19 protein-coding genes are annotated in these 24,855 nt (G+C 70.0%); 10 read left to right on the top strand and 9 right to left on the bottom strand.

Annotation, left to right across the window (positions count from 1 at the left end; translation table 11 throughout):
• Nucleotides 1-4 precede the first annotated feature (4 nt).
• Nucleotides 5-1,150 (bottom strand): hypothetical protein, encoded by a 1,146-nt coding sequence (locus ABD893_RS12420; RefSeq protein WP_345080504.1) that lies wholly within the window; start codon nucleotides 1,148-1,150, stop codon nucleotides 5-7.
• Nucleotides 1,150-3,606 (bottom strand): DNA gyrase/topoisomerase IV subunit A, encoded by a 2,457-nt coding sequence (locus tag ABD893_RS12415; protein WP_345080501.1) that lies wholly within the window; start codon nucleotides 3,604-3,606, stop codon nucleotides 1,150-1,152. The genes ABD893_RS12420 and ABD893_RS12415 overlap by 1 nt, the downstream gene beginning before the upstream one ends.
• Before the next feature lie 102 nt (nucleotides 3,607-3,708).
• On the opposite strand from ABD893_RS12415, the gene ABD893_RS12410 reads away from it, so the two are divergent.
• The 3 genes from ABD893_RS12410 to ABD893_RS12400 are packed head-to-tail and all read left to right on the top strand — an operon-like array spanning nucleotide 3,709 to nucleotide 8,222.
• On the top strand, nucleotides 3,709-6,423 hold the full coding sequence (locus ABD893_RS12410) for a bifunctional acetate--CoA ligase family protein/GNAT family N-acetyltransferase (protein ID WP_345080498.1): 2,715 nt from the start codon (nucleotides 3,709-3,711) through the stop codon (nucleotides 6,421-6,423).
• Between the two features lie 41 nt (nucleotides 6,424-6,464).
• Complete coding sequence (locus ABD893_RS12405) at nucleotides 6,465-7,049, top strand: DUF5998 family protein (protein ID WP_345080496.1); 585 nt, start codon at nucleotides 6,465-6,467, stop codon at nucleotides 7,047-7,049.
• A 6-nt stretch (nucleotides 7,050-7,055) separates the two neighbouring features.
• Nucleotides 7,056-8,222 carry an alkaline phosphatase family protein gene (locus ABD893_RS12400; protein WP_345080493.1) on the top strand — a complete coding sequence of 389 codons (1,167 nt, stop codon included), beginning with the start codon at nucleotides 7,056-7,058 and terminating at the stop codon, nucleotides 8,220-8,222.
• 26 nt (nucleotides 8,223-8,248) lie between these two features.
• On the opposite strand, the gene sepH is transcribed toward ABD893_RS12400, so the two are convergent.
• Complete coding sequence (gene sepH / locus ABD893_RS12395) at nucleotides 8,249-9,544, bottom strand: septation protein SepH (protein ID WP_345080490.1); 1,296 nt, start codon at nucleotides 9,542-9,544, stop codon at nucleotides 8,249-8,251.
• 287 nt (nucleotides 9,545-9,831) lie between these two features.
• Here sepH and ABD893_RS12390 point away from each other — a divergent pair, with 287 nt between their 5' ends.
• Nucleotides 9,832-10,134, top strand: a complete 303-nt coding sequence (locus tag ABD893_RS12390) for a DUF4193 domain-containing protein (protein WP_345080488.1) — start codon at nucleotides 9,832-9,834, stop codon at nucleotides 10,132-10,134.
• 86 nt (nucleotides 10,135-10,220) lie between these two features.
• Here the strand turns inward: ABD893_RS12390 and ABD893_RS12385 are convergent, their stop codons facing one another.
• Nucleotides 10,221-10,763, bottom strand: a complete 543-nt coding sequence (locus tag ABD893_RS12385) for a DUF3093 domain-containing protein (RefSeq protein WP_345080485.1) — start codon at nucleotides 10,761-10,763, stop codon at nucleotides 10,221-10,223.
• Nucleotides 10,764-10,862: 99 nt separating this feature from the next.
• On the opposite strand from ABD893_RS12385, the gene dut reads away from it, so the two are divergent.
• The 6 genes from dut (at nucleotide 10,863) to ABD893_RS12355 (ending at nucleotide 19,849) form a co-directional block, all read left to right on the top strand.
• Nucleotides 10,863-11,435 carry a dUTP diphosphatase gene (dut, locus tag ABD893_RS12380; protein ID WP_345080482.1) on the top strand — a complete coding sequence of 191 codons (573 nt, stop codon included), beginning with the start codon at nucleotides 10,863-10,865 and terminating at the stop codon, nucleotides 11,433-11,435.
• The gene (locus ABD893_RS12375) at nucleotides 11,432-12,250 is read left to right on the top strand and encodes a DUF3710 domain-containing protein (RefSeq protein WP_345080479.1); all 819 of its coding nucleotides are present in this window, start codon (nucleotides 11,432-11,434) and stop codon (nucleotides 12,248-12,250) included. The genes dut and ABD893_RS12375 overlap by 4 nt, the downstream gene beginning before the upstream one ends.
• Entirely contained in the window at nucleotides 12,247-13,014 is a 768-nt protein-coding gene (locus ABD893_RS12370; RefSeq protein WP_345080476.1) for a DUF3159 domain-containing protein, read from the top strand. The genes ABD893_RS12375 and ABD893_RS12370 overlap by 4 nt, the downstream gene beginning before the upstream one ends.
• 185 nt (nucleotides 13,015-13,199) lie before the next feature.
• The gene (locus tag ABD893_RS12365) at nucleotides 13,200-14,522 is read left to right on the top strand and encodes a class I SAM-dependent RNA methyltransferase (protein ID WP_345080473.1); all 1,323 of its coding nucleotides are present in this window, start codon (nucleotides 13,200-13,202) and stop codon (nucleotides 14,520-14,522) included.
• A 246-nt stretch (nucleotides 14,523-14,768) separates the two neighbouring features.
• On the top strand, nucleotides 14,769-17,546 hold the full coding sequence (acnA, locus tag ABD893_RS12360) for an aconitate hydratase AcnA (protein ID WP_345080470.1): 2,778 nt from the start codon (nucleotides 14,769-14,771) through the stop codon (nucleotides 17,544-17,546).
• A gap of 359 nt (nucleotides 17,547-17,905) precedes the next feature.
• Nucleotides 17,906-19,849, top strand: a complete 1,944-nt coding sequence (locus tag ABD893_RS12355) for a 1-deoxy-D-xylulose-5-phosphate synthase (protein WP_345080467.1) — start codon at nucleotides 17,906-17,908, stop codon at nucleotides 19,847-19,849.
• A gap of 78 nt (nucleotides 19,850-19,927) precedes the next feature.
• On the opposite strand, the gene map is transcribed toward ABD893_RS12355, so the two are convergent.
• From map to ABD893_RS12330, 5 genes are all read right to left on the bottom strand, one after another.
• Entirely contained in the window at nucleotides 19,928-20,749 is an 822-nt protein-coding gene (map, locus tag ABD893_RS12350) for a type I methionyl aminopeptidase (protein WP_345080800.1), read from the bottom strand.
• Nucleotides 20,749-21,777, bottom strand: a complete 1,029-nt coding sequence (locus ABD893_RS12345; RefSeq protein ID WP_345080464.1) for a COX15/CtaA family protein — start codon at nucleotides 21,775-21,777, stop codon at nucleotides 20,749-20,751. Before ABD893_RS12345 ends, map begins: the two co-directional genes overlap by 1 nt.
• Nucleotides 21,778-21,882: 105 nt before the next feature.
• On the bottom strand, nucleotides 21,883-22,677 hold the full coding sequence (locus ABD893_RS12340) for an ABC transporter permease (RefSeq protein ID WP_345080461.1): 795 nt from the start codon (nucleotides 22,675-22,677) through the stop codon (nucleotides 21,883-21,885).
• The gene (locus tag ABD893_RS12335) at nucleotides 22,674-23,534 is read right to left on the bottom strand and encodes an ABC transporter ATP-binding protein (protein WP_345080458.1); all 861 of its coding nucleotides are present in this window, start codon (nucleotides 23,532-23,534) and stop codon (nucleotides 22,674-22,676) included. Before ABD893_RS12335 ends, ABD893_RS12340 begins: the two co-directional genes overlap by 4 nt.
• An 82-nt stretch (nucleotides 23,535-23,616) precedes the next feature.
• Nucleotides 23,617-24,702 (bottom strand): glutathione S-transferase family protein, encoded by a 1,086-nt coding sequence (locus tag ABD893_RS12330; RefSeq protein WP_345080455.1) that lies wholly within the window; start codon nucleotides 24,700-24,702, stop codon nucleotides 23,617-23,619.
• Between the last annotated feature and the right edge of the window lie 153 nt (nucleotides 24,703-24,855).

The raw sequence follows: 24,855 nt of genomic DNA, 5'->3' as shown, positions 1-24,855 counted from the left end.
GACGTCATGGTCGCACGTCACCGGGCCGCGGATCCGAGGACTCAGCCGGTTGCCGTCCCGGCGCAGCGGCCGCGGGGCTGGCCTCTCTGGCCTGGGTCGAGTCCCGTTCCTCCGTGCCCTCCGCAGCCGCCGAGACTGTGCGGATGAACAGCAGCAGCCAGCCGTACACGATCGCCGCCGCCCCCATCTCGAAGGCAGTCATGTTCAGGTAGTCCACGCCCAGGTAGAGCACTGTGACGGTCACCAGCAGGGCGAAGGCCCCGGCGGTGACGGCGATCAGGGCGCCCGGCAGCCGGCGCAGCAGCACCGGCACCACGAGCAGGGTGAGCGCGAAGACGACCACGAGCGACTGGGCGACCACGTCGTGCCAGAAGACGCTCACGGTCCGGGAGATCACCGCGACCAGGGCGACCAGCACCCCGACTGCGCTCAGCAGCGAGCGCACGGCGGTGATCAGCCAGGCCGGCTCGCCGGCGCTGCGGGCCCAGCGGTCCAGATCATGGGCGAGGAACTCGGCCACGGTCACCAGCGCCACCCCGGTCAGCAGCAGGGTGAGGTTGAAGGTGAAGCTCGAGAGGCCGTCACCTTCGCCGAGCTCGGAGAAGTACCTCTCCCACCAGTAGGGATCCGAGGCGTTCATGGCGCTGGCGAGCACACCGACCACGAGGAATGCCGCCAGCAGGGTGGCCAGGGACCGGCCGGTGAGCGAGGCCGCCGCCGCGGAGGTGATGTAGGCAGCGGCGCCGGCCGCAAGGGCGACCCAGAAGGTGCCGGCGAGGCGATCGAGCGCGACGCCCTGGAAGGCTTGCTGGAACACACCGAACAGGGCGCCGGTGAGGAACAGGCCGAGGATCCCGAAGACGAGGGAGAGCCCGAGGACATCGATCCCGCGGCGCCACCAGTGCCGGCCCCCGAACCAGGGCAGGGAGCGCCGGGTGAGGGTCGAGAGGGTGAGGGCGGCCGTCGCTGCGCCGCAGCCCAACACCGTCAGCGCGGCGACCTGGCCGATCGATCCCGATCCTGCCAACGGAACGGTCCCGCGCAGGGCGAGCAGTCCGACGACCAGACCCACCAGGGCGCCGGCCACGCCGACGGCGATATGCCGGGACTCCACACGCGAGGCCCGGGAGGAGCGGAATTCCCCGCGCATCAGCCGATCGCGGCGATCGGCACGGCCACCGGGGTCCCGGAGCCATCCCGGCGCCCGGTGGGCTCGGGCAGATCGATCGGCTGCCCCGCCTCGGACGAGGCGCGAGCGGGGTGAGGGACCACCCAGGCGCCGATCAGCGTGTCCTCGCCGCGCAGGAAGCGATGGCAGCGCATCCCAGCCGTCGCCCGACCCTTCGGCGGGTACTCGGTGAGGGCGGAGACCTTCAGCGAGCCGTTCTGGAGCAGCGGGAGGGTGCCGGAGCTGCCGGCGACGGTCACCACGTCGGCCGGGGCGGTCACATCGATCACCCCGAAGGACACCACCCGGTCACCGGCACCGAGCTTGATCCCGGCCACCCCGCCGGCGCTGCGACCCTGCGGCCGGACCCCGGAGGAGGGGAAGTGGAGCAGCTGCGCCTCGGCAGTGATGAAGACCAGGTCCAGGTCCTCGTCCTCCTCGAGGTCCACGACCCCGACCACGGTGTCACCGTCCTTCAGCGAGATGATCTCGAAGCCGTCGGCCTTCGGGAATTCGAGCTGCACCCGCTTGACCACGCCCTGCCGGGTCCCGAGCGCGATCGCCCCGCCCCGCGCGAGATCGTCCTCGCCGAGCCGGATCAGCCCCAGCGCGCGTTCCTCCCGCTCGAGGTCGATGAGATCCGCCAGCCGCGTCCCGCCGGCGAGCGAGGGCGCCCCGGCAGTCGGTGCGAGCGAGGGCAGATCCACGACCGACAGCCGCAGCACGCGGCCGCTGTCGGTGACCACGCCGACGCTCGAGCGGGTGGTGGTGCGCACCTGGGAGACGACCACATCATGGGAGCTGCGGGCGCCCTCGCGCAGCACCGGGCCCTCGCCGGTGACCCGCGCGACCAGCCCGGTCCCCGTGAGCAGCACATGGCAGGGCTCATCGGCGACCTCGAGGGAGCCGGCAGCGGAGACGACCGGCTTCTCCGCTGACTCGAGCAGGACCGTTCGGCGGGAGTCCCCGTGCTCGGCGGCCACCGCGGCGAGCTCGTCGGAGACCAGCGCACGCAGCACCGCATCCGAGCCCAGGATCTCTTCGAGTTGTTCGATCTCGCGGCGCAGGTCATCCCGCTCCGCTTCGAGATCGATCTGCGAGAACCTCGTCAGCCGTCGCAGCCGCAGCTCCAGGATGTATTCCGCCTGGACCTCGGAGAGGTCGAACACCGTCATCAAGCGGGTCCGGGCGATCTCGGCATCGTCGCTCTGGCGGACGATCTGGATCACCTCGTCGATGTCGAGGATCGCCAGCAGCAGGCCCTCGACCAGGTGCAGGCGGGCCTTGCGCCTGCTGAGGCGGTGCTCGGTGCGGCGGCGCACCACCTTCAGCCGGTGATCGACGAACACCTCGAGCAGCTGCTTCAGACCGAGCGTGCGCGGCTGGCCCTCGACGAGGGTCACGTTGTTGATGCCGAAGGATTCCTCGAGCGGCGTGTACCGGTAGAGCTGCTGCAGCACGGCCTCGGGGTCGAAGCCCGACTTCACCGTGAGCACCAGGCGCAGGCCGTGATGACGGTCGGTGAGGTCCTGGTAGTCGGAGATGCCCTGGACCCGCTTGGCCTGCACCGCATCACGCAGCTTCTCCGCGAGACGCTCCGGCCCCACCTGGTAGGGCAGTTCGGTAACGACGATGCCCTTGCGGCGCGAGGTGACGTTCTCGATGCGGGTCGTCGCCCGCATCTTGAAGGAGCCGCGGCCCGTGCGATACGCATCTCGAATGCCCTCGAGCCCCACGATCCGGCCCCCGGTGGGCAGGTCCGGTCCGGGCACGAAGCGCATCAGCTCCTCGAGCTCCGCCTCCGGGTGATCGATCAGATGGCGGGCTGCGGCGATGGTCTCCACCAGGTTGTGGGGCGCCATATTCGTGGCCATGCCCACGGCGATCCCGGAGGCCCCGTTCACCAGCAGGTTCGGATACTGGGCAGGCAGCACCTCAGGCTGGAGGAGCTGGTTGTCATAGTTCGGGATCATGTCCACGACGTCCTCGCCCAGCGATTCCGTCATCAGCAGCGCAGCTTTCGCCAGCCGCGCCTCGGTGTATCGCGGAGCGGCGGGGCCGTTGTCCAGCGAGCCGAAGTTGCCGTGACCATCCACCAGCGGCAGCCGCATGTTGAACGGCTGCGCCATCCGCACCAGCGCGTCGTAGATCGCGGTGTCGCCGTGGGGATGGAGCTTGCCCATCACCTCGCCCACCACCCGCTGGCTCTTCACATGGCCCTTCTCAGGGCGCAGCCCCATCTCGGCCATCATGTAGAGGATGCGGCGCTGGACGGGCTTGAGCCCGTCGCGCGCGTCGGGCAGCGCCCGGGAGTAGATGACCGAGTACGCGTACTCGAGGAACGACGACTCCATCTCGCTGGTGACATCGATGTCGACGATGTTCTCGTCGACGACGTCCTCACCGGCGGGCGTATTGGTGCTGCGTGATCGGGCCATGGGCAACATCATGGCGCATGACCGGCCGAGTTCTCGGGAACCGGCCGCCCCGACGGGACGTGAATCCCGTCAACCTCCGCTCCTCGACGGTAGGCTCCAGAAATGGCGGAACGACGCGACGGCCTGCGGTCACTGCGCCGCCGTGCCCGGCCCGATGATGAGCACGAGCCCACCTATCCCTCCCACTGGGAGGCGGATATCGCCCTGCGCGATGGTTCCGCCGCGCACCTGCGCCCGATCCTGCCGACGGACGCCGACGCGCTCCAGGACTTCCACCAGCGGCAGTCCGAGCACTCCCGCTACCTCCGCTTCTTCGCCGCCATGCCGAAGCTGTCCCGGCGTGACCTCGAACGCTTCACCCACGTCGACCACCAGGACCGGGTGGCGCTGGTGGCACTGGTCGGCGCGGAGATCATCGCCGTCGGCCGCTATGACCGTACGGAGCCGCGCTCCGCCGAGGTGGCGTTCAACGTCTCCGACTCCCGCCAGGGGACCGGGCTCGCCTCGGTGCTGCTGGAGCACCTCGCGGCCGCCGCCCGAGAGCGCGGCATCAACGAGTTCACCGCCGACGTGCTCCCGCAGAACACCAAGATGATCAAGGTCTTCACCGAGACCGGCTTCGACGTCGCCCGGGTGCTCGATGACGGCGTGGTGATGGTCTCCTTCCGGATCGACCCCACAGCCCGGTCCCTCGCCGTGATGGCGGAACGCGAGCACCGCGCTGAGGCACGAGCCATGGAACGGCTCCTGCACCCGCAGTCGGTGCTCCTGATCGGAGTCTCCTCCCGTGCGGATTCCGCCGGCGGTCGCTTCCTCACTGCCCTGGAGGACTCCGGATACAGCGGCACCGTGCACCTCATCTCCCGTGACGCCCTGGAGCTGCGGGGCCGCCCCGCCTTCGCCCGGGTGAGCGATGTGCCGGGCACCGTCGACCTCGCCGTGATCGCGCTGCGCCCCGAGGCCTGCCTCGAAGCGATCGAGGAGTGCGCCGAGATCGGGGTCCGCAGCGTCCTGATCCCCACCGAGGGATTCTCCGACAGCGACGAAGGCCGCCTGCTGCAGCGGGAGCTGGTCGCCCGCGCACGTCGCCATGGCATGCGCCTGCTGGGGCCCGGCTCCCTCGGCTTCCTGCGCACCGGGGAGGACGCCATCAGTCTCTCGCTGGCGCCGAGGATGCCGCAGCCCGGGACGGTCGCGCTCGCCGGGCAGTCCAGCGCCCTCTCCGCGATGCTGCTGGCGGGAACCGACGCCCGCGGCATCGGCCTGCACGAGTTCGTGGGAGTCGGGAACCGGGCCGACGTCTCCCTGAACGACACCCTCCAGCACTGGGAGGACGACGCACAGGTCGGGGTGATCGGGCTGGCCCTGGAATCCATGGGCAACCCCCGCAAATTCACCCGGATCGCGCGCCGGCTGACCCGCAGCACCCCGCTGGTCGTGCTGCGTCCCCCCGGCAGCGAGTCGCACCTGCCGCCCGGACACGACGTGCGCCACTCCGCCCTGCCGCGCCGAGCCATGGACCAGGTGCTCGACTCGGCGGGGGTGGTGCAGGCCGGGGGAGTGGATCACCTGCTCGACGTGGTCGATGCGATCGGGCGACAGGGCCTCCCGCTCGGCCATCGAGTAGGGCTGCTCTCCAACACCGCGGCACTCGGCTCCTCCCTGCGCGGCGCCGCCGGCCAGGCCGGCCTCGACGTGGTCGCGGAGAACCACAGCGTCCCGCTCTCCCCGGACCCGCGCCTCATCCAGCGCGCCTTCACCACGATGGCCGCGCTGGGCAAGGTCGATCTGGTGATCGCCGGCCTGGTCGACCCCCAGGCGGCCGACGCCATCGAGGTGCTCCGGCAGATGTCGATCGTCGCCCGCCATTCCGAAGTGGTGCTCATGGTCTGCCTGGTCACCACCGCCGAGCGTTTCGCCGAGGTGCAGCGCGCAGTACGCGCCGACCTCTCCCTGCCGCCGGTGCACACCACTCCCTTCACCGTGGTGCGGGCCGGTGCCGGTATGCTCGCGGCCGCGCTGCGCCCCGAGGCGGATGACGCCGAGCCCGCCCAGCGGGAGGACATCGATCGCGCGACGGCACGCGAGCTGGTGCAGTCGCTGACACCCCCACCCGCCGCGCCCGCCGTGGACCTCTCCACCGCGGAGATCACTGCACTGCTGTCCGCCTATGGCATAGATCTGCTGGCCACCAGGCAGATCGAGGATGTCGAGGACGCCCTCGCCCACGCCGCAGAGATCGGCTATCCGGTCGTGCTGAAGTCCACGGACCCGGTGCTGCGCCATCGGGCAGACCTCGGCGGGGTGCGGCTCGACATCCCCGACGCGGTCCAGCTGCGTCATGCCGTCGACTCCATGCGCCGTGACCTGTCCTACTCGAGCGCGCCGCTCGAGGTCCAGGCCATGGCGCCCGCCGGAGTGCCGATGGTGGTGCGCAGCGTCGAGGACCCCTCGCTCGGGCCGGTGGTGTCCCTCTCCGTGGCGGGGGACGCCACCGACCTGCTCGATGACATCGCCTATGCGATCCCTCCCTTCAGCGAACACGGCGCGGCACGGCTCGTGGACGCTCCCGCCACGGCCGTGAAGCTCCGCGGGATGCGCGGCCTGCCACCGGCGGACCGGACCGCGCTCGCCGATCTGGTGGTCCGCGTCGGCCTGCTCGCGGAGGACCTCCCTGAGGTCGCATCGCTCGAGCTGTACCCGGTGCTGGTCGCGCAGAACGGCCTGACCGTGGTCGGAGCCCGGGCACGGCTGGCACCCCCGCCGAACCGCACCGACGGGTCCCGCCGCACGCTCTCCGGTCCGCCGGGGTCCTGAGCCGCGCCGCTCTCCCGGTGGGAGCGTGGAACAATGACACGATGACCACCGCACTTCCCACCGACCTGCTCAAGGCTCTCGAGACCGCCGGGTACTTCCCCCAGGCGGCAGCCCAGAGCCTGCAGCGCTCGCTGCGAGGCCGCGCCCCGCTCGCCCATCTGGTGCGACCCGAGACCACCTTCGACGGGCCGGAGGTGCGCCGGCACCTCACCGTCCTGGTGCTCACCTCCACCCATCTGCTGATCACGCATCTCGATGATGATCCCGCCGATGCGCTCAATCCCAGCCAGGTGGTCTCCACCACCGAGCGGATCCGCCTGCAGCGGATCACCGCCACCGGCCTCTCGCAGGTCTTCGACACCGATGGCCAGCTCAACCCCGGCCGCGAGTCCGAGATCACCCTCGGCGTCACCTGGGACGGCAGCCGGCGCCTGGACCTCGAGCGGGCGGTGTGCGAGGACCCCGGCTGCCAGCTGGACCACGGATACACCGGCTCGATCGCCCCGTCAGACCTCGCCCTGCGCGTCAGCGCCCTGGCCGACGGCACCGGTGCCGTCGAGGAGGCGCTCGCCTTCCACGACGACCTGATCGACGCGATCGACGCGATCGATACGGTCGGGGCCTGAACCGGAGTGAACGCCGCCACCCCCGGATCGCACGCCCGCCATCAGCCCGGATTCGCGGAGACCTGGCCTTCCGATCTGCTGCCGCCGCCCTTCGCCGGCGGGGCCCGGCCCGGCCTGCTGGATGTCCTGCGACCGCTGGTCCAGAAGCCGAAGCCCGGCCGGGACCTGGTGGTGCTGATCGACGGGCTCGGTGCAGATCTGCTGCGAGACCACCGCTCGCTCACCCCGACGCTGCGCCGCCTGGAGGCGCAGACGCAGCGGGTGCGCACCGTCACTCCATCGACCACCTCGAGCGCCATGGTCTCGCTGCACACCGGAGCGGCCCCGCTCGAGCACGGGGTCCTCGGCTATCTCACCTACGACCCGCAGACCGGTCGCAGCCTCAACCAGATCAGCGGGGAGAAAGGCACCGACCCGCGCGCCTGGATGCCGCTGCCGACACTGGTCGGCTCCGGGACCCGGCGAGCGGTTCAGGTGGGACCCAGCAAGCATGCCGGCTCCCATCTGAGCGGTGCTGCCTACCGAGGCTGGGAGTTCCGCGGCCACGGGCGCGCTGATCGGGTCGACGTGGTCCGTGCCGCCCTGCGTCGCGCAGGCGGGGACGGCCTCGTCCATCTCCACGTCGATGATGTCGACCACGCCGGGCATCGCTACGGGGTGGACTCCGTGCAATGGCGTGATGCGCTGGCGGAGGTGGATTCCCTGCTCGGCACGCTGCTGCGACGGCTGCCGAAAGGCACCCGGATCCATCTCACCGCGGACCACGGCATGGTCGACACCTCTCCTGAGCACACCACCGACCTCGCGGATCACCCGCAGCTCCTGCGCCTCATCCACGAGGTCTCAGGGGAGGCTCGTGCGCTCGCGCTGCATGCGGTGCCCGGGGAGGGTGCGGCGGAGGAGCTCGCGGCGGAGCTCGCGGCGCTGCTGGGGGAGCGGGCCCTGGTGCTGCGGCGCGAGGACGTCCTCGCCAGCGCGCTGCTGGGTCCAGCTGATACCGAAGTGCCCGATCGAGTTGCAGGCCGCATCCCCGACGTGCTGGTGCTCTCCCGGGACCGGTGGAGCATCGACGACTTCTCCCGACGACCGGACTCCGCACGGAAGATGGTCGGCGTGCATGGCTCGCTCACCGCCGCCGAATCCTGGGTGCCGCTGCTGCACACGGAGGTCTGAGCCCCAGCAGCAGGCTGGCCCCGGGGTCAGTCCTGCTTCGATCCGAAGACGATCTCATCCCAGCTCGGCATCGAGGCGCGCTTGCTCTTCGGCCGCGGCTTCTTCGTGCTCTTCGCCGGGCTGTCGGCTGCGTTGCGCGCAGGCTTCCCCGTGTTCCCCGCGCGCTCCGCCGGCTCCTCGTTCGGGGCATCGGGCGTGGCCGTGCCGATGGCGTCGAATCCGGGCAGCGGGGTGAGGTCGACCGTGTCCTGGTACAGGATCTCGGCCTCGGGCTCGTCGACGTGCTCGGACGTCGAGGTGAGATCTTCCTCTTCCTGCCCCTGGCCGTCGGCGCTTTCGGGCCCAGCGGTGGTGGCGGGGTCGTCCTCGGAGCTATCGCCGAGATCGGCCTCGTGATCACGCTCGGTGGAATGCTCCTCGAGCGCCTCGAGGTCGGCCTCGTCGGCTGAGGCGACGCCAAGGTCCTGCGCGGGCGGCTCGGGCTGGGAATCCTCGTCGAGCCCGGACCAGACGGCCGGGGACTCGTCGGGGCGCGGCACCGAGCGCAGGCCGCGACGTGCGTTGAGGGCGTCGAGCTCGCCGTCGTCGATCACCGAGGGGTGCTCATCGAGCGAGGAAGGCTCGTCAGCGGCGGTGCGGCGGGGATTCCAGGTGCGTGCCCGGGAGGCGGCCGCCGGGCTGCCGTCGAGGGACCCATCGGCCTCGAGGTCGTAGACCGAGCTCTTGACCGCCTGGAGCCGCCCTCGGCCCCGCGTCGGCTCGGACGGAGCGTCCTCATCGCTGATCCAGCGCGCCTCATCGTCCACCGGTGAGACGCTGCGGTTGTCGATGTCCGCGACCCAGTGCGCCTGCCGCGTGCGACCACCGGCGGAGAAGCTCAGCTCGAGCGTCCAGGTGCCGTCCTGGCGGCGCCAGGCGTCCCAGGCGCTCGACCCCGTCGCTTCCCTGGCGGCGAGTCGCTCCGCGACCACGTCCTGCAGTGCGGGACCGCCGCGGCCGACGGGGAAGGTGCGCGCTCGAGAGGCGGTCCACTCACGTTCGGCGAGCACCGGTCCCTCGTAGCGGCGCACCCGCTCGAGCGGGATCTCTGAAGCGTCGGCGATGTCCTCGGCGCTGCGACCGGAGCGGAGCATCGCCTGGATCTCACGCGGTCGGACGGGCGCGGAGTCCGCAGCCTGGATCATGTTCAGGGCCGGTCGATCCGACCGGACGGCCGCTCTCAGGGCCCGGTCGATGCGCAGCGTGTACCGCTCGCCGTCGGAGTCGACCAGGAGCAGATGTTCCCCGTCGTCATGGATCCCGTCGAGTTCGAGCTCGCGCATCGTCGTCCTCTCCGTCGGAGCCTGGTCGCTTGCCAGCAGAAGTCTAGGCAGTGACCATATCGTGCACGGCACTGCAGTGCAGGTTTTCAGGGGTCCGACGGTCGGCGTGTTGCGGCCTCCGGTGGACCCCATGTTGTGAGTCGCAGGTCCCTCTGCAATAATGCCGCCGCATTCAGCGTTGAGACCCGGGCCGACTCGAAGTGGCCCGCGAGGACTCACCGGCGCGGAACTGCCCCTAGCCACCCAGGTCGGATCAACCCCCGATGACAACCAGGAACGGACCGTAGATGGCCACTGATTACGACGCCCCGCGCAAGAACGACGACGAATCGAATGACGACTCCATCGAGGAGCTGAAGGGACGCCGGAACGAAGCGGCGACCCCGACCGTCGATGAGGATGAGGCGGACGCCGCCGACTCCTACGAGCTCCCCGGCGCCGATCTCTCCGGAGAGGAGCTGTCTGTACGGGTGCTTCCCCGCCAGGCGGACGAGTTCACCTGTGCGAGCTGCTTCCTGGTGAAGCACCGCAGCCAGATCGATCACGTCGAGGGCACCCTCATCATCTGCAAGGAGTGCGCTGCGGCCTGACCCCGCTCGCCTCGCAGGACAACGGCGCCGTCCCCCGATCGGGGGACGGCGCCTTTGTCGTGGTGTGGACGGTGGTCGAACAGCGCTCAGAGGCTCTGACGCGCCTGCAGCTGCTTCGCGGTCCTCAGGGCGAGAGCCAGATCTTCGGGACGACGGGTCGAGGCGACCCAGGCGGTGATCGGATCCTCGGGATCGAGCACCTCGACCCGGAGCCCGGACCGTGTCCACCCACGGACGCAGTGATGGGCCAGCGGCTCGAAGCCCTGCCCGATGGTGTGCGCCCATTCCTCTCCCTCGAGCGGGGTGGGATCGCCGAGCAGCTCCACGTCGATCTGCGCGCGGCTGAGGCGGAACCGGCCGTGCGCCACCTCGAGCACAGGGGAGTATTGGTAGACCAGCACCAGCCCAGCGAGGATGCAGACTGCGGAGAACACGATCGCGACCGTGAGATTCAAGGGGACCAGGATCAGGCCGAGTGCGGCTCCGATGGCAACGGCGACCACCCAGACCGTAGGGCCGGGGAACAGACGCTCATGGAACAGGACTGTGCTCTCGGCATGAGCGCCGGCGGTGGTGCCTGCCGGGACGGGGGAGGTGTGATCAGCGGGGCGATCGGCGGCTGCGGACATGCCGCCATCGTCTCACGCAGCACCTGGATGTCCCGGGTCCGCGCTGTGAGGCTCCGAGCCTGCTGGGAGCTGGGTGGCGGAACGGCATACCCTGTGCCCATGTCTGTCGATCATGCTCACACCTCGCCGCACGTTGCGGCCGCCGCATCTGACGCCGGCGCACCCATCCTGCGCATCCGCCGCAGCGGCGCGACGGCGCTGCCGGAGCGGGCGCATGCCGACGATGCGGGTCTCGACCTCGCCAGCGCGGAGGACCTCGTGATCCCCGCGGGCGGCCGCGCGCTGGTGGACACGGGCCTGTCGCTCGCCCTCCCGCCCGGCACCGTCGGCATGGTCTGCCCTCGATCCGGCCTCGCAGCACGCCACGGGATCACCGTTCTGAACGGTCCCGGTATCGTGGACGCTGGCTATCGGGGTCCGGTCAAGGTGTCGCTGCACAACACCGATCCGACGGAACCCTTCACCCTCCACGTCGGCGATCGCATCGCGCAGCTCGTGGTGGTGCCCTTCCTCGCCCCGGTCCTGCAGGAGGTCGCAGACCTCGAGGAGACCGACCGGGCCCAGGGAGGGTTCGGCTCCAGCGGGGGATTCGGTGCGACCACGAAGGGCGACGCGGCGGCGGACACCGCGGCTCCGACGACTGCGACCACCGACGAGATCACGGAGGGATGACCATGGGACTGTTCTCCCGCAAGAAGCGGCAGCAAGTCGAGGAGATCGACGGCCTCGATGCACACGACTCGCTGGAATCGGGGTCGGCCCTGGAGCCGCCCGACCAGAGCGGCGGCACAGACATCGAGGACGACGGCAGCTCCGAGCGGGCAGACGATCGCGACGCCGAGGTCGCTGCCGACACCGGTGCCGCCCCGCTGCGCGGTGAGCACCTCGAGGACGGCCCGTACGACGAGTCCATGGCACCCGCGGAAGATCGGATCGATCTCGGAGCGCTGCTCGTCCCGACCATCGACGGCATGGAGCTGCGGATGGAGGTCGACCAGCGCAGCGGCGCGGTGACCGGGGCGAATCTGGTGATCGCGGGCTCCTCCCTGCAGGTCCAGGCCTTCGCCGCGCCCAAGACCCGCGGCCTGTGGGAAGACGTGCGCACCTCCCTGCGAGACTCCGTGGTCAAGCAGGGCGGGACCGCCGAGACCCGGCCGGGAGTCTTCGGCACCGAGCTGATCACCCGGCTGCCCGTGAAGCGGACCGACGGGCGCACGGGATACCGGCCCGCACGATTCATCGGCATCGACGGCCCGCGATGGTTCGTCCGAGCGATCCTCACCGGCAAGGCGTTGGGCGACAAGGAGCAGTCGGCTCGTTTCGAGACCCTCATCTCCCGACTGGTGGTGGTGCGCGGCTCCGAGGCGATGGCGCCGCAGGAGCTGATCCCGCTGCACCTGCCCGGTGAGCGCCCGGGACTGAGCCAGGTCGGCGCCGCCCCGCTGGACCCCCTGGCACGCGGCCCAGAGATCACGGAGGTCGGGTGAGGCCCGCGGTGCCCGGCAGCGGCACTGTGGGCGAGCCCACGCCTGAAGACCCGCCGGACCTCGCCTCCGAGGACCCCGCCAGCTCGCACGAGCAGGACACGGGCGAAGCAGCTGAGGACCAGGCGTCGACCTCCCGCAGCGGCCTGGGAGCCGTGCTGCAGGACGAAGAGTTCTCCGTCTCCGATGCCATCGGCGGCCCCCGCGGCATCGCTGAGTCGGTGCTGCCCACGCTGCTGTTCGTGGTGCTCTTCGTCGTCACCCGCTCGGTGATGGTCGCAGCCGTGGCCGCAGTCGTCGTCGTGCTGGTGCTGCTGGTCGCGCGGATCGTGCAGCGCCAGAGCCCGGCCACTGTGCTCGGCGGCCTCCTCGGGGTGGCGCTCGGAGCGGTGCTCGCGATCCGTTCCGGAGAAGGCTCCGATTTCTACTGGCCCGGCATCGTCACCAACGCCGTCTCTCTGCTGGTGCTGCTGACCACCCTGGTGCTGCGGCGGCCGCTGGTGGGGATCTTCGTGGGACTGCTCGATCCCCGCGTGAAGGACTGGGCCGAGGATCCTGACGCGCGCCGTGTCTACACCCGGGCCACGCTGCTCTTCGTCGGGCTCTACGTCATGAAGCTGGCCGTGCAGCTCCCGTTGCTGCTGACCGGTCAGGTCGCCGCCCTCGGCGCCGCCAAGATCGCTATGGGCCTGCCCGCCTTCGCGGTGATCGCCTACTTGGTCTGGCTTATGCATCGCGGGCTGCTGGCACGCCGTGAGCGACGTTGAGCACCCGCTCAGGCGATGTCCACCGTCCCGTCGCCCCGCCGGGCGCCAGGGCCGTCCACAGGATGAGACAATGGGCGGAAGGCTCCCCGTATCCGGCCGCAGGCCCGCGGGGAACCTGCCCCTCCTCATAGATCGAGAAGCCACGGTCCGCGTCGTTCCCGCGCGGACGGGAAGAGAGTGGTCCGATGACCTTCGATGCCGACACCGCGCCGAGCAGCTCCGCCCTCGGCGGGCGCCTGCTGACCCTCACCATCGGCCCGCCCGCAGCCGGCGGCACCTTCGTCGCGCGGCACGAGGGGAGGGTGGTGTTCGTCCGCGGGACGACGCCGGGTGAGACCGTGACCGCCCGCTTGCTCGAGGACCCCGACGAACGCGTGAACGCACGCTTCTGGCGCGCTGAGGCTCTCGATGTCCTCGAGGCAGGACCGGACCGGGCCCCGTCGGTCTGGGACGAGGCTGGCATCGACGGCGTGGGCGGTGCGGAGTGGGCGCATATCGCGCTGCCCGCCCAGCGCAGGATCGCCAGCGAAGTGATGCAGGAGCTGCTCCGCCGTGCGGGGGTGTCAAGCTTCCCGATCGAGCAGGTGCAGGTCGAGCCGGCACCGCACGATGCCGAAGGCCTGGCATGGCGCACCCGCGTGCGCTACGCGGTCGACGCCGATGGCCGGGTCGGCATGCGCGGCTGGCGTTCTCATGAGGTCCGCCCGGTGGGAGAGGATCCCCTCTCGGCCCAGCTGATCCGTGACCTGCGGCTGGGGGAGTGGACGGCGCCCGAGGGGACCGAGGCGATCGATGCCGTCGCGCCTTCGGCTGGTCCCGCCTCCGTGGTGCTGATCGGCCGCGAGCTGGACCCGGCCACGGTGGTCATCCCGGAGACCTGGGGGGATGCTGACGTCGCCGTGCGCACCGGGCGCGGCCTGGTCCCGCTGCGCGGGGACGGACTGGTGCACGAACGACTCGGAGAGCGCATGTTCGTCGTCAGCGCGACGGGATTCTGGCAGTCGCATCGGCGTGCGGCGGAGCTCCTGAGCGACGTGGTCGAGTCGACGCTGCGTGCGCCCCATGGCGGCAGCGCCTGGGACCTGTACGGCGGGGTGGGCGTCTTCGCCGCGGTCGCCGCGGAGCAGGTGGGGGCCGACGGCTCCGTCGTCTCCGTCGAAGGGAACCGGCGCGCTTCGCAGCTCGCGGGCGAGAACCTCGAGGACCTGCCCCAGGTCTCGATCGCGACCGCGGACGTGACGGACTGGGTGCGTGCCCGCCGCGGAGGCGTGGACACGGTGGTGCTGGATCCGCCGCGCAGCGGCGCCGGCATCGAGCTGATGGAGCTGCTGGCCACCACCGTTCGCCAGCGGATCGTCTACGTCTCCTGTGAACCCTCCACCCTCGCCCGCGATCTCGCGGTGATCGAGAAGAAGGGGTGGCAGATTGCGGACCTGCGAGCCTTCGACCTGTTCCCGCATACCCATCATGTCGAGTCGGTCGCGGTGCTGGAGCGCGTCTCCGCCTGACGGGGCGGCTGGTGTGCGATCTGGCGAGCTTCGACACACCCGCTGTTCAGCTGACGACGTGTCAGTTCGCGGGGAGTTGGCGTGGTACTATTTATCTTGACTTCAAGATATATGCCGGATCGAACCGGCGTCCCCTCGGTCGACCTGCATGAGCAGCGGTTCATCGCGAGGTGAGCGTTCTTCCGCCTGACGCGGAGTGCACGCCTACGATGGAGGGGTCAACCCCACACCAAAGGAGTTCGCCTGATGAGCACTGTCGACTCATTCGCCGCGAAACAGGATCTCAGCGTCGGCGGTACCGACTACGAGATCTTCGCGCTCGACGCCGTAAAGGGCGCCGACAAGCTGCCCTACAGCCTCAAGATCCTGCTCGAGAACCTGCTGCGCACCGAGGATGGTGCCAACATCACCGCCGATCACGTGCGCGCCCTGGCGGGCTGGGACCCCGAGGCCGATCCCTCGGTCGAGATCCAGTTCACCCCTGGCCGCGTGATCATGCAGGACTTCACCGGCGTGCCCTGCGTCGTCGACCTCGCCACCATGCGCGAGGCCATGCAGGAGCTCGGCGGCGATCCCGAGAAGATCAACCCGCTGGCCCCGGCCGAGATGGTCATCGACCACTCGGTGATGATCGACGTGGCCGGCCGCCTGGACGCGCTCGAGAAGAACATGGAGCTCGAGTACGAGCGCAACCGTGAGCGCTATCAGTTCCTGCGCTGGGGCCAGACCGCCTTCGACGACTTCAAGGTCGTCCCCCCGGGCACCGGCATCGTCCACCAGGTCAACATCGAGTACCTGGCCCGTACGGTCATGACCCGCGAGGTGGATGGCGCCCTCCGTGCCTACCCGGACTCCTGCGTCGGCACCGACTCACACACCACCATGGTCAACGGCCTGGGCGTGCTGGGCTGGGGCGTCGGCGGCATCGAGGCCGAGGCCGCGATGCTCGGCCAGCCCGTCTCCATGCTGATCCCGCGCGTGGTCGGCTTCAAGCTCACCGGCGAGATCCCGCCGGCCGCGACCGCCACCGACGTGGTGCTCACGATCACCGAGATGCTCCGCGCGCACGGCGTGGTGGGCAAGTTCGTCGAGTTCTACGGCGAGGGTGTCACCCAGGTGCCGCTCGCGAACCGCGCGACCATCGGCAACATGAGCCCCGAGTTCGGCTCTACCTGCGCGATCTTCCCGATCGACGAGGTGACCGTCGACTACATGCGCCTCACCGGCCGCTCCGAGGAGCAGCTCGCGCTGGTCGAGAGCTACGCCAAGCGCCAGGGTCTGTGGCATGACGCCTCGAAGGAGGTCGTCTACTCCGAGTACCTCGAGCTGGATCTGTCCACCGTGGTGCCCTCGATCGCCGGCCCGAAGCGTCCGCAGGACCGCATCGTGCTGACCGAGGCGAAGGAGTCCTTCCGCGAGGTCCTGCCTTCCTATGCCACCGATCATCCAGTGGTCGCCAACGGTGACGGCTCCTTCCCGGCCTCGGACCCGTCCACCCCTGACTCCGACAACGAGTCCGGTGGCGCGGAGCCGACGCATCAGCACGTCACCGGTCGCGCCTCGGACCCGGTGCAGGTCAGCGGTCGGGACTTCTCGATCGATCACGGCATCGTGTCGATCGCCTCGATCACCTCCTGCACCAACACGTCGAACCCCTCGGTGATGATGGCCGCCGGCCTGCTCGCGCAGAACGCGGTCGATCGCGGACTGGTCGCCAAGCCCTGGGTGAAGACCTCCATGGCCCCCGGCTCCCAGGTCGTCACGAACTACTACACCAAGGCCGGGCTCTGGCCCGCTCTGGAGTCGCTCGGATTCCACCTGGTCGGCTACGGCTGCACCACCTGCATCGGTAACTCCGGTCCGCTGGACTCGGAGATCTCCGACGCGATCGCGGAGAAAGATCTCGCGGTCACCGCGGTGCTCTCGGGCAACCGCAACTTCGAGGGCCGCATCAACCCCGACGTGAAGATGAACTACCTGGCCTCGCCGCCGCTGGTCATCGCCTACGCACTCGCGGGCACGATGGACTTCGACTTCGAGAACGACCCGCTGGGACAGGACAAGGACGGCGCGGACGTCTTCCTGCGGGACATCTGGCCGAATCCCACCGAGGTGGAGAAGGTCATCGCCGAGTCCATCTCCCAGGAGATGTTCACGGAGGACTACAAGGACGTCTTCACCGGCGATGAGCGCTGGCGGAGCCTGGAGACCCCCGAGGGCGCGACCTTCGAGTGGGACGACGAGTCCACCTACGTGCGTAAGCCTCCGTACTTCGAGGGCATGACGGCGACGCCGGAGCCGGTCACCGACGTCACCAATGCACGCGTGCTGGTCAAGGTCGGCGACTCGACCACCACCGACCACATCTCGCCCGCCGGTGCGATCAAGCTGGACTCTCCGGCCGGACGCTACCTGCAGGAGAACGGGGTCGCGCGCAAGGACTTCAACTCCTACGGCTCGCGTCGTGGCAACCACGAGGTGATGATCCGCGGAACCTTCGCGAACATCCGCATCAAGAACCAGCTGCTGGACGGCGTCGAGGGCGGGTACACCAAGAACCTGCTGACCGGTGAGCAGGAGTTCATCTACGACGCGGCCCAGGCGTATGCCGAGAAGGACATCCCGCTGGTGGTCCTCGCCGGCAAGGAGTACGGCACCGGCTCCTCTCGTGACTGGGCGGCCAAGGGCACCAAGCTCCTCGGCGTCGAGGTCGTCATCGCGGAGAGCTTCGAGCGGATCCACCGCTCGAACCTCATCGGCATGGGCGTGCTGCCCCTGCAGTACCCCGTGGGCGAGAATGCCGAGTCGCTGGGCCTGGATGGCACGGAGACCTTCTCGTTCACCGGCGTGACCGCCCTGAACGACGGCTCCATCCCGAAGACGGTCAAGGTCGTCGCCGCGAAGGATGACGGCTCCACGGTGGAGTTCGACGCGCCGGTGCGCATCGACACCCCCGGCGAGGCGGAGTACTTCCGCAACGGCGGAATCCTCCAGTACGTCCTGCGGCAGCTTGTCGCAGCCTGATTGACGTGCTGCGAGGAACGAGCGGTAGGAAGTCGGGGAGAAGGTAGTGCCTGACTGACGTGCTGCGAGGAACGAGCGGTAGGAAGTCAGGGAGAAGGTAGAGCCTGACTGAGTGACGCCATGCGACGCCCCGACCCTGATGGGTCGGGGTGTCGTCGCGTTCTGAGGGAGATGCGCCTCGGGGACAGGTGCCCGCGTGCACCATTGCTCGGCACCTCTGCACCGCGATGCACACCGAAGCGGCGGCACGTGAATCACCGGTGAAGATGTGCACAGATGTGATCATGTCGCACGTCGCCACAGGTCAGCAGGACATAGGCTGGTCGAGTTCCGGCCCCGTCCCTGAGGGAGGACCACGCGTGTCCACCATTGAGCACCGCTCCGCCACCCCGCGCCGCGGGCGCGCTGCAGCGACGCCCCCGGCACCTGCTGCACCTTCCGCACCGGCTGCCGAGAGCGCGACGCCTCCTCCCGAGGTGGCGATCCCGGGCGACCCCGAGTCGCTGCGGGCGATGGACCCCGCACAGCTGCCCGGACTCGCACGCACCCTGCGTCGGCGCCTGGTGGAGATCTGCTCGCAGAGCGGAGGCCACCTGGGACCGAATCTCGGCGTGGTCGAGCTGACGATCGCCCTGCACCGCGAGTTCCACTCTCCGGCCGAGCCGATCGTCTTCGACACCGGTCACCAGGCTTATGTGCACAAGATGCTCACCGGGCGCGCTGATCTGACCGGGCTGCGCACCGCAGGCGGCACTGCGGGCTATCCAGACCGCAGCGAGTCGGTCCACGACCTGGTCGAGAACTCCCACGCTTCGGGCTCGATCGCCTGGGCCCATGGCCTGGACCGCGCCCACCGGCTCGCCGGAGCCGACGGCACTGCCCTCGCCATCATCGGAGACGGAGCCCTCACCGGGGGAGTGGCTCTTGAGGCCCTCAACCTGCTCGGCTCCGATCGCGGCTCCCGCACCATCGTGGTGCTCAACGACAACACCCGTTCCTATGCCCCCACCGTGGGCGGGATCGCCGAGCATCTCTCCCAGCTCCGCGCGGGACGGATCGCCGCCGGTGAGGATCTCTTCTCCACGCTCGGGCTGACCTATCTCGGACCGATCGACGGCCATGACCTCGGTGCCCTCGCCGACGCGATGGCCGCAGCACGGCGAGCCGCGGAAGACCCCACCAGCGCCGGTGTGCTCATCCACGTGCTGACCCGGAAGGGTGCTGGCTTCGCCCGCGCCGAAGCCGACACCGTGGATCATTGGCACGCCACCGGCCCCTTCGCTGCCGAGGGACCGGCGCCGGACCAGGAGCTGGCACCGGTACCGGACCAGGCCCAGCCGGCACCGACCGCGCCGGCGGAGACCTGGACGTCGCGCTTCGGCGCCGCGATGCTCGATGCCGCCCGCGCTGATGAGCGCGTGGTCGCGATCAGCGCCGCGATGATCGATCCCGTGGGCCTCACTCCCATGCAGCAGGAGCTGCCGCGACGTGTACTCGATGTCGGCATCGCAGAGCAGCTCGCGCTGGACACCGCCGCCGGACTCTCCGCGGGCGGACGCAAGCCGGTGGTCTCTCTCTATGCGACCTTCCTGAACCGGGCGATCGATCAGCTGCTGCTCGATATCGCGCTGCACGGCGAGGACGTCACCCTCACCCTGGACCGGGCTGGTGTCACCGGTGATGACGGGCCCAGCCACCACGGCATCTGGGACCTGGCCCTGGCGGCCACGGTGCCCGGTCTCTCACTCTGGGCACCCCGGGACGCCGCCCATCTCGATGCCGCGCTCCCGGCCGCCCTCGCTGCTCCCGGCCCGGCCCTGGTGCGCTTCCCGAAGGGGGCCTGCCCGCCGGAGCTGCCCGCCCTCGCCCAGCTGCCCGCGGGAGAGGTGCTCGCGGGTGACGCGAGCGCACCCATCGACATCCTGCTGGTCTCCGTCGGTGCGCTGGCGGGGCGCGCTGTCGACGCCGCTGCGGGGCTCGCTGCGATCCACCCCGCGCTGAACCTCGTGGTCCTGGACCCGGTCCGCGCCCTGCCGCTGGGGGACGAGCTGCTGGAGCTGGCAGCGACCGCCCGCGCGGTCGTCACGCTCGAGGACGGCTTGGCTGAGCGTGGGATCGGGGCAGCGCTCGGCACCCGACTCGCCCGTCACGCCACTCTCGCGGCTCCTGGCCCGGTCCTGCGCAACCTCGGGGTCGACCAGGAGTTCATCCCGCATGGCAAGCGCGATGCGATCCTCGCGGCGCAGGGCCTGGATGCGGCAGGCATCGCCGCGAGCATCCGCGGTCTCCTGCAGGGGAGCTGAGCCGAGGAGTCCTCCAGCGCGCTGCCGAAGTCTTCGGTGCACCGTCGGCTCCACTCTCGAGGGAGCCGACGCTCTCGCTCAACCCAGCGAGCTGCGCGGTGAGGGGTCGTCCGCCCGGGCGGTGAGGATGATCGGTGCGCCATCGGTGACCTGCAGGGTGTGCTCGGCATGGGCGCCGCGGGAGCCGTCGGCCGAGAGCTGGGTCCAGCCATCTCGTTCGTCGACCTTCAGCTCCGAGGTGGTGGGCACCAGGAACGGCTCGACCGTGATCAGCTGCCCCGCCACCAGGACGGCGCCGCCGCCGGGGGTGCCGTGATTGGGCACGAAGGGTGCCTCATGCATGGTGCGCCCCACGCCGTGACCGCCGAAGCGCTCGTTGATGGTGTAGCCGAGCGCATGGGCCTGGTTCATCACGGCATGGCCGATGTCGCCCACGCTGCTCCCGGCTCGCACCTGGTCGATGCCGGCCCACATCACCTGTTCGGTGTCCCGGATCAGGCGGAGGTCCTCCCCGCGCGGGGTGCCTACGATGATCGAGAGGCAGGAGTCCGCGACCCAGCCCTCGACCTCGACCGCGAAGTCCAGGGAGAGCAGGTCGCCATCTTCCAGGACCCGGTCATAGGGGCGACCATGAAGTACCCCGTCATTGACGGAGGTGCAGATCACGTGCCCGAAGGGGGACGACCCGAAGACCGGGTGGTACTCGATGTAGCAGCTGGTCGCTCCTGCCTCCCGAATCATCCGATGGGCCTCGGCGTCCACCTCCAGGAGATTCCAGCCGACGTCCACGACCTCGCGCAGGTGCGAGAGCACCGAGGCGACGAACTCTCCGGCCGGCCGGGCCTGGTCCAGGGTGGGCAGCTCCTGGGTGGAGCTGCGGCGGCGCTTGCCGAGGATCATCATGCCTCCGTGCTGAGGGGTGCGTCGGGCGCTGTGACGGCAGCGGGGTGCGTTTCCTGCCAGGTGAACAGCCGGGCTCCCACCCAGGCGATCCCGGCGCCGAACAGCGCCGCGCCGATCAGGTGGAGGAACACGACCAGCTCCGGCAGGCCGAGGAAGTACTGGATGTAACCGATCATGCCCTGGACCAGGGTGAGAGCCACCAGCCACCAGGCCGCGACGATCGCCTTCCGTCGGGCACCGCTTCGATGGAGCACGATCAGCAGCACCGCGAGCAGGGCACAGAACAGGTAGACCGCCAGGGCATGGATCCGCGAGGCCAGCATGGGGTTCAGCGCGATCCGGGTGACCTCTCCGTCGTCCCCCGAGTGAGGTCCGGTGCCGGTGACGATGGTGCCCAGGAGCAGCACCACGAAGCCCACCGCCGCGAGCGGCACGAAGACCTGGAGGGCGCGCACCGGGACCGCGAGGCGCGTCGCGCCGTCGCCGTCGTACAGGCGCACCAGCAGCACCATGGAGACGGCTGCCAATAGGGGCGAGATCAGGAAATGGGGGCTGACGATGCCCGGGTGGAGATCCGCGAAGACGACGACCATGCCGACGATGGCCTGCACGGCGGTACCGATCAGGGGCACCCAGGCCAGGCGGCGGAAGCCGGCGCCCTTGTGTCCGAGCCAGCGCCAGCTGACCAGCAGCAGAGCCACCGCAAAGACGGTCAGCACCCCGGTGAGCGAACGGTTGCCGAATTCGACGAAGGGATGGATGCCCGCCTCCATCGTCAGCACGGGCGTGAACTGGCCCGGCTCGCAGTTCGGCCAGGTCGAGCAGCCCAGCCCGCTGCCCGTCAGCCGGACGGCGGCTCCGGAGAGGATGATCCCGATCTGGGAGAGCAGGTTCCCCCAGAAGACCACCGCGGCCACGCGGGCGCGGCGCTGTGGGCCCCAGGAGGGCAGACGGGGATCGGGCAGAGTGCTCAGGCTCCGGTAGCGCTCGGGGGCGCGCGGCGCGGCTGCGACGGGACGGGACATGGCTCTGAGTCTAGATTCTGCCGCGGGGAGAACGCTGGGCGAGGCGGGCGGATGCGACCGATGACGCATCCAGAGCGTCCAGCTCCCGGTCCAGCCAGCTGTTCGTCAACTGTCCGTCCACCGGAACCAGCGCATGACGGCGAGCACTCCGCCGACAGCCCAGAGCAGCAGCACGGCGACGGAGCCTGCGGAGAAAGGCCCGGAGGCCAGACAGGCCCGCATCAGCTCACCGAGTGCGCCGGAGGGCAGCAGGTCGACCAGACCCCCCAGGATCCGTGGATAGGCCGCAGTGGGGAAGGCGACGCCGCCCGCCGCGATCATCAGCACGAACACGAGGTTCGAGACGGCCAGCACCGCTTCGGTGCGCAGCGTCCCGGCGACCAGCATCCCCAGCGCGCCGAAGGCGACGGTGCCGACCAGCCATATCGGGAACATCCCCAGCAGCCCCGACAGCTCGGGCCGCCAGCCGATGATGAGCGCGACCAGTCCGAGCACGATCACCTGCAGCACATGGGTGCTGAGCGTCGCGAGGATCTTTCCGGCCAGGTATCCGCCGCGCCCGAGCGGCGTGGTCGCCACCCAGCGCAGCACACCGTTGCGGCGGTCGAAGCCGGTGAGGATGGCCTGCGAGGTGAAGGAGGTGGAGATCAGGGCCGTGGCGAATGTCGCGGCGACCGCGGTGTCGACCGCGGCGACGCCCTCGAGCCGGCCCAGCGGCAGCAGCCAGAGCCCGATCAGCACCATGGCCGGCAGGGCGATGGCGACGGTGAGCTGCTCTCCGTTGGAGAGCAGGACCCTGGCCTCGAGCCTGGCGTGGGCGAGGATGCGACGCACCGCAGGTGCGGGGCGGGGACTGCGATCCGGGGGCGCGGAATCAGGGGACGTGGGGAGGGTGGTCATCGGGACTCCTCATCCATCAGGTCCAGCAGCACCGATTCCAGGTCGGCCGCGCCGCCCGTGCTGATCTCGAGCCGGGCGCCATGGCGCGCGGCGGCGGCGCGCAGATCGGCTTCGAGTGCGGGTGCTGCCTGCGGGTCGACTCCCGAGGCGGTGGCCTGCATCACCAAGGCGCCGTCGGACGAGCGGTGGGCGGTGATCACGTCCTGGACGGAGCCGGCGGCGAGGACCCGGCCGCGGGAGATCACCCGGACCGCGTCGGCAAGACCCACCACGTCGTCCATCAGATGGGTGGTGAGCACGACGGCGGTTCCGGTGCGGGCGAGCCCGCGGATCAGATCCCGCACCCGGCGGCGGATCGACGGGTCCATCCCGGCGGTCGGTTCGTCCAGGAAGACCAGGTCCGGGCGGCCGATGATGGCGAGTGCCAGCGCGAGGCGCTGGCGCTGTCCACCGGAGAGGCGTCGCACCAGGGTGCGGGCGAAGGCGTCGATGCCCAGATGCTCTGCCACCTCCTGGACATCCAGCGGCGCGGCGTGGAGGCTCGCGCCATAGCGCAGCAGCTGCATCGCCTGGGCGCCGGAGGCGAGCCCGCCGTCCTGGATCATCACCCCGACCCGGGCACGATGCTCTGGGCTGGAGCGCCAGGGGTCGGTGCCGAGCACCCGCACGGTGCCGCTCTGGGGGCGCAGCAGGCCGGTCGCACAGGAGATGGCGGTGGTCTTGCCGGCTCCGTTGCTTCCCAGCAGCGCGGTGACGGCGCCGCGCTCGGCGGTCAGGGTGAGTCCGTCCAGCGCGCGGACGGAACCGTAGCTGAGGGACAGGTCGTCGGCGACGAGGGCAGGGGAATGGGCGTTCATGGCGCCCACCATCGTAGGCCGCGGCCCGCATGACTCGGCACCCGAGGTGAGGGAACGGTCATGCGCGCCGGACGGAGCGCTCTCAGCGGCCGGTGACCTGCAAGGGGGTGTTGGCGGGGTCGACCACCTCGGCGGCGAGCGGCGCTGCGGGAGCGGTGCCGCCGGGGCCCCAGGTGTCGGTCTCGAAGCGGTCCCGGTCGTGGGGCTCCAGGAGCGGGTTCAGGTCCGGACCCAGCGGCACCACCTGGGTGGGGTTGAGGTCTTCGTGCACGTAGTAGTAGTGGCGCTTGATCTGTGCGAAATCGACGGTGTCCCCGAAGCCCGGGGTGGTGAACAGGTCCTTGGTGTAGTTCCACAGGTTGGGCATGCTCGAAAGCGCCTGTCGGTTCGCCTTGAAGTGGCCGTGGTAGACGGGATCGAAGCGGATCAGGGTCGGGAACAGGCGGACATCAGCTTCCGTGATCGAGGGACCCATCAGGTAGCGGCTGCGGCCCAGGCGCCCCTCGAGCTCGTCGAGGGCCGCCCACAGCGCGGAGTACTCCCGCTCGTACGCCTCCTGGGAGCCGGCGAAGCCGACCTTGTAGACGCCGTTGTTCACGTGGTGGAGCATCCACTTGTTCAGCGCGTCGATCTCCTCGCGCTGGGACTCGGGATAGAGGTCCGGTGCGCCGGCGCGGTGGTGCTCGGTCCACTCGGTGGCGAAGTCGAGGGTGATCTGCTGGAAGTCATTGGTCACGACGGCCTTGGTGGGGATGTCCACCACTGCGGGAACGGTGATGCCGCGCGGGTAGTCCGGGAAGCGGGCGAAGTATGCCTGCTGGAGCCGTTCGTAGCCCAGCACAGGGTCCACGCCGCCGTCATCGAGGTCGAAGGTCCAGGAGCGCTTGTCATGGGTCGGGCCGGGCATGCCCACGGAGAGGACGTCCTCCAGGCCGAGCAGTCGGCGGGAGATCAGGGTGCGGTTCGCCCAAGGGCAGGCACGCGCCGCGATCAGGCGGTACCGATCCTTCTCGACCGGCCAGCCAGCGCCGCCCTCGCGGGTGATGCGGTCGTCGATGTAGTTCATATCGCGGTCGAAGGACTCGCCGACCGCCACATAGGCGCCGCGGGTCGAGTGCTCGTCAACGGCGGCGGGGGAGGGGGAAGTCTGCGTGCTGTCCGTGGTCATCAGTGAGTTCCTTCGAGTCGGGAGTCGATGCGTCAAGTCTAGTTGAAAATGATACTAAACGAAAGAGGGTGTGCCAGGTGCGCCGCAGTGAGTGCTGTGGCGTCAGTGTGCACGTGCGGCCAGGGAGGGTGGTGCGCCCATTTGCCCAGGTAA

It is taken from the genome of Brachybacterium paraconglomeratum (genome assembly GCF_039541415.1).
GTDB classification, from domain to species: Bacteria; Actinomycetota; Actinomycetes; order Actinomycetales; family Dermabacteraceae; genus Brachybacterium; species Brachybacterium paraconglomeratum_A.
Note: the sequence above shows the minus strand (reverse complement) of the source record. Positions and strands in the feature narration are given on the sequence as shown.

Bases quoted from the DNA above. Each gene is read 5' to 3' on its own strand.
- sepH (WP_345080490.1), bottom strand. From the start codon at position 9,544: ATGCGCGAGCTCGAACTCGACGGGATCCATGACGACGGGGAACATCTG.
- ABD893_RS12375 (WP_345080479.1), top strand. From the start codon at position 11,432: ATGACCATGGGACTGTTCTCCCGCAAGAAGCGGCAGCAAGTCGAGGAG.
- ABD893_RS12335 (WP_345080458.1), bottom strand. From the start codon at position 23,534: ATGAACGCCCATTCCCCTGCCCTCGTCGCCGACGACCTGTCCCTCAGC.
- ABD893_RS12385 (WP_345080485.1), bottom strand. From the start codon at position 10,763: ATGTCCGCAGCCGCCGATCGCCCCGCTGATCACACCTCCCCCGTCCCG.
- ABD893_RS12415 (WP_345080501.1), bottom strand. From the start codon at position 3,606: ATGGCCCGATCACGCAGCACCAATACGCCCGCCGGTGAGGACGTCGTC.
- ABD893_RS12345 (WP_345080464.1), bottom strand. From the start codon at position 21,777: ATGTCCCGTCCCGTCGCAGCCGCGCCGCGCGCCCCCGAGCGCTACCGG.
- ABD893_RS12405 (WP_345080496.1), top strand. From the start codon at position 6,465: ATGACCACCGCACTTCCCACCGACCTGCTCAAGGCTCTCGAGACCGCC.
- ABD893_RS12340 (WP_345080461.1), bottom strand. From the start codon at position 22,677: ATGACCACCCTCCCCACGTCCCCTGATTCCGCGCCCCCGGATCGCAGT.
- ABD893_RS12365 (WP_345080473.1), top strand. From the start codon at position 13,200: ATGACCTTCGATGCCGACACCGCGCCGAGCAGCTCCGCCCTCGGCGGG.
- ABD893_RS12420 (WP_345080504.1), bottom strand. From the start codon at position 1,150: ATGCGCGGGGAATTCCGCTCCTCCCGGGCCTCGCGTGTGGAGTCCCGG.
- ABD893_RS12410 (WP_345080498.1), top strand. From the start codon at position 3,709: ATGGCGGAACGACGCGACGGCCTGCGGTCACTGCGCCGCCGTGCCCGG.
- ABD893_RS12390 (WP_345080488.1), top strand. From the start codon at position 9,832: ATGGCCACTGATTACGACGCCCCGCGCAAGAACGACGACGAATCGAAT.
- dut (WP_345080482.1), top strand. From the start codon at position 10,863: ATGTCTGTCGATCATGCTCACACCTCGCCGCACGTTGCGGCCGCCGCA.
- map (WP_345080800.1), bottom strand. From the start codon at position 20,749: ATGATCCTCGGCAAGCGCCGCCGCAGCTCCACCCAGGAGCTGCCCACC.
- ABD893_RS12330 (WP_345080455.1), bottom strand. From the start codon at position 24,702: ATGACCACGGACAGCACGCAGACTTCCCCCTCCCCCGCCGCCGTTGAC.
- acnA (WP_345080470.1), top strand. From the start codon at position 14,769: ATGAGCACTGTCGACTCATTCGCCGCGAAACAGGATCTCAGCGTCGGC.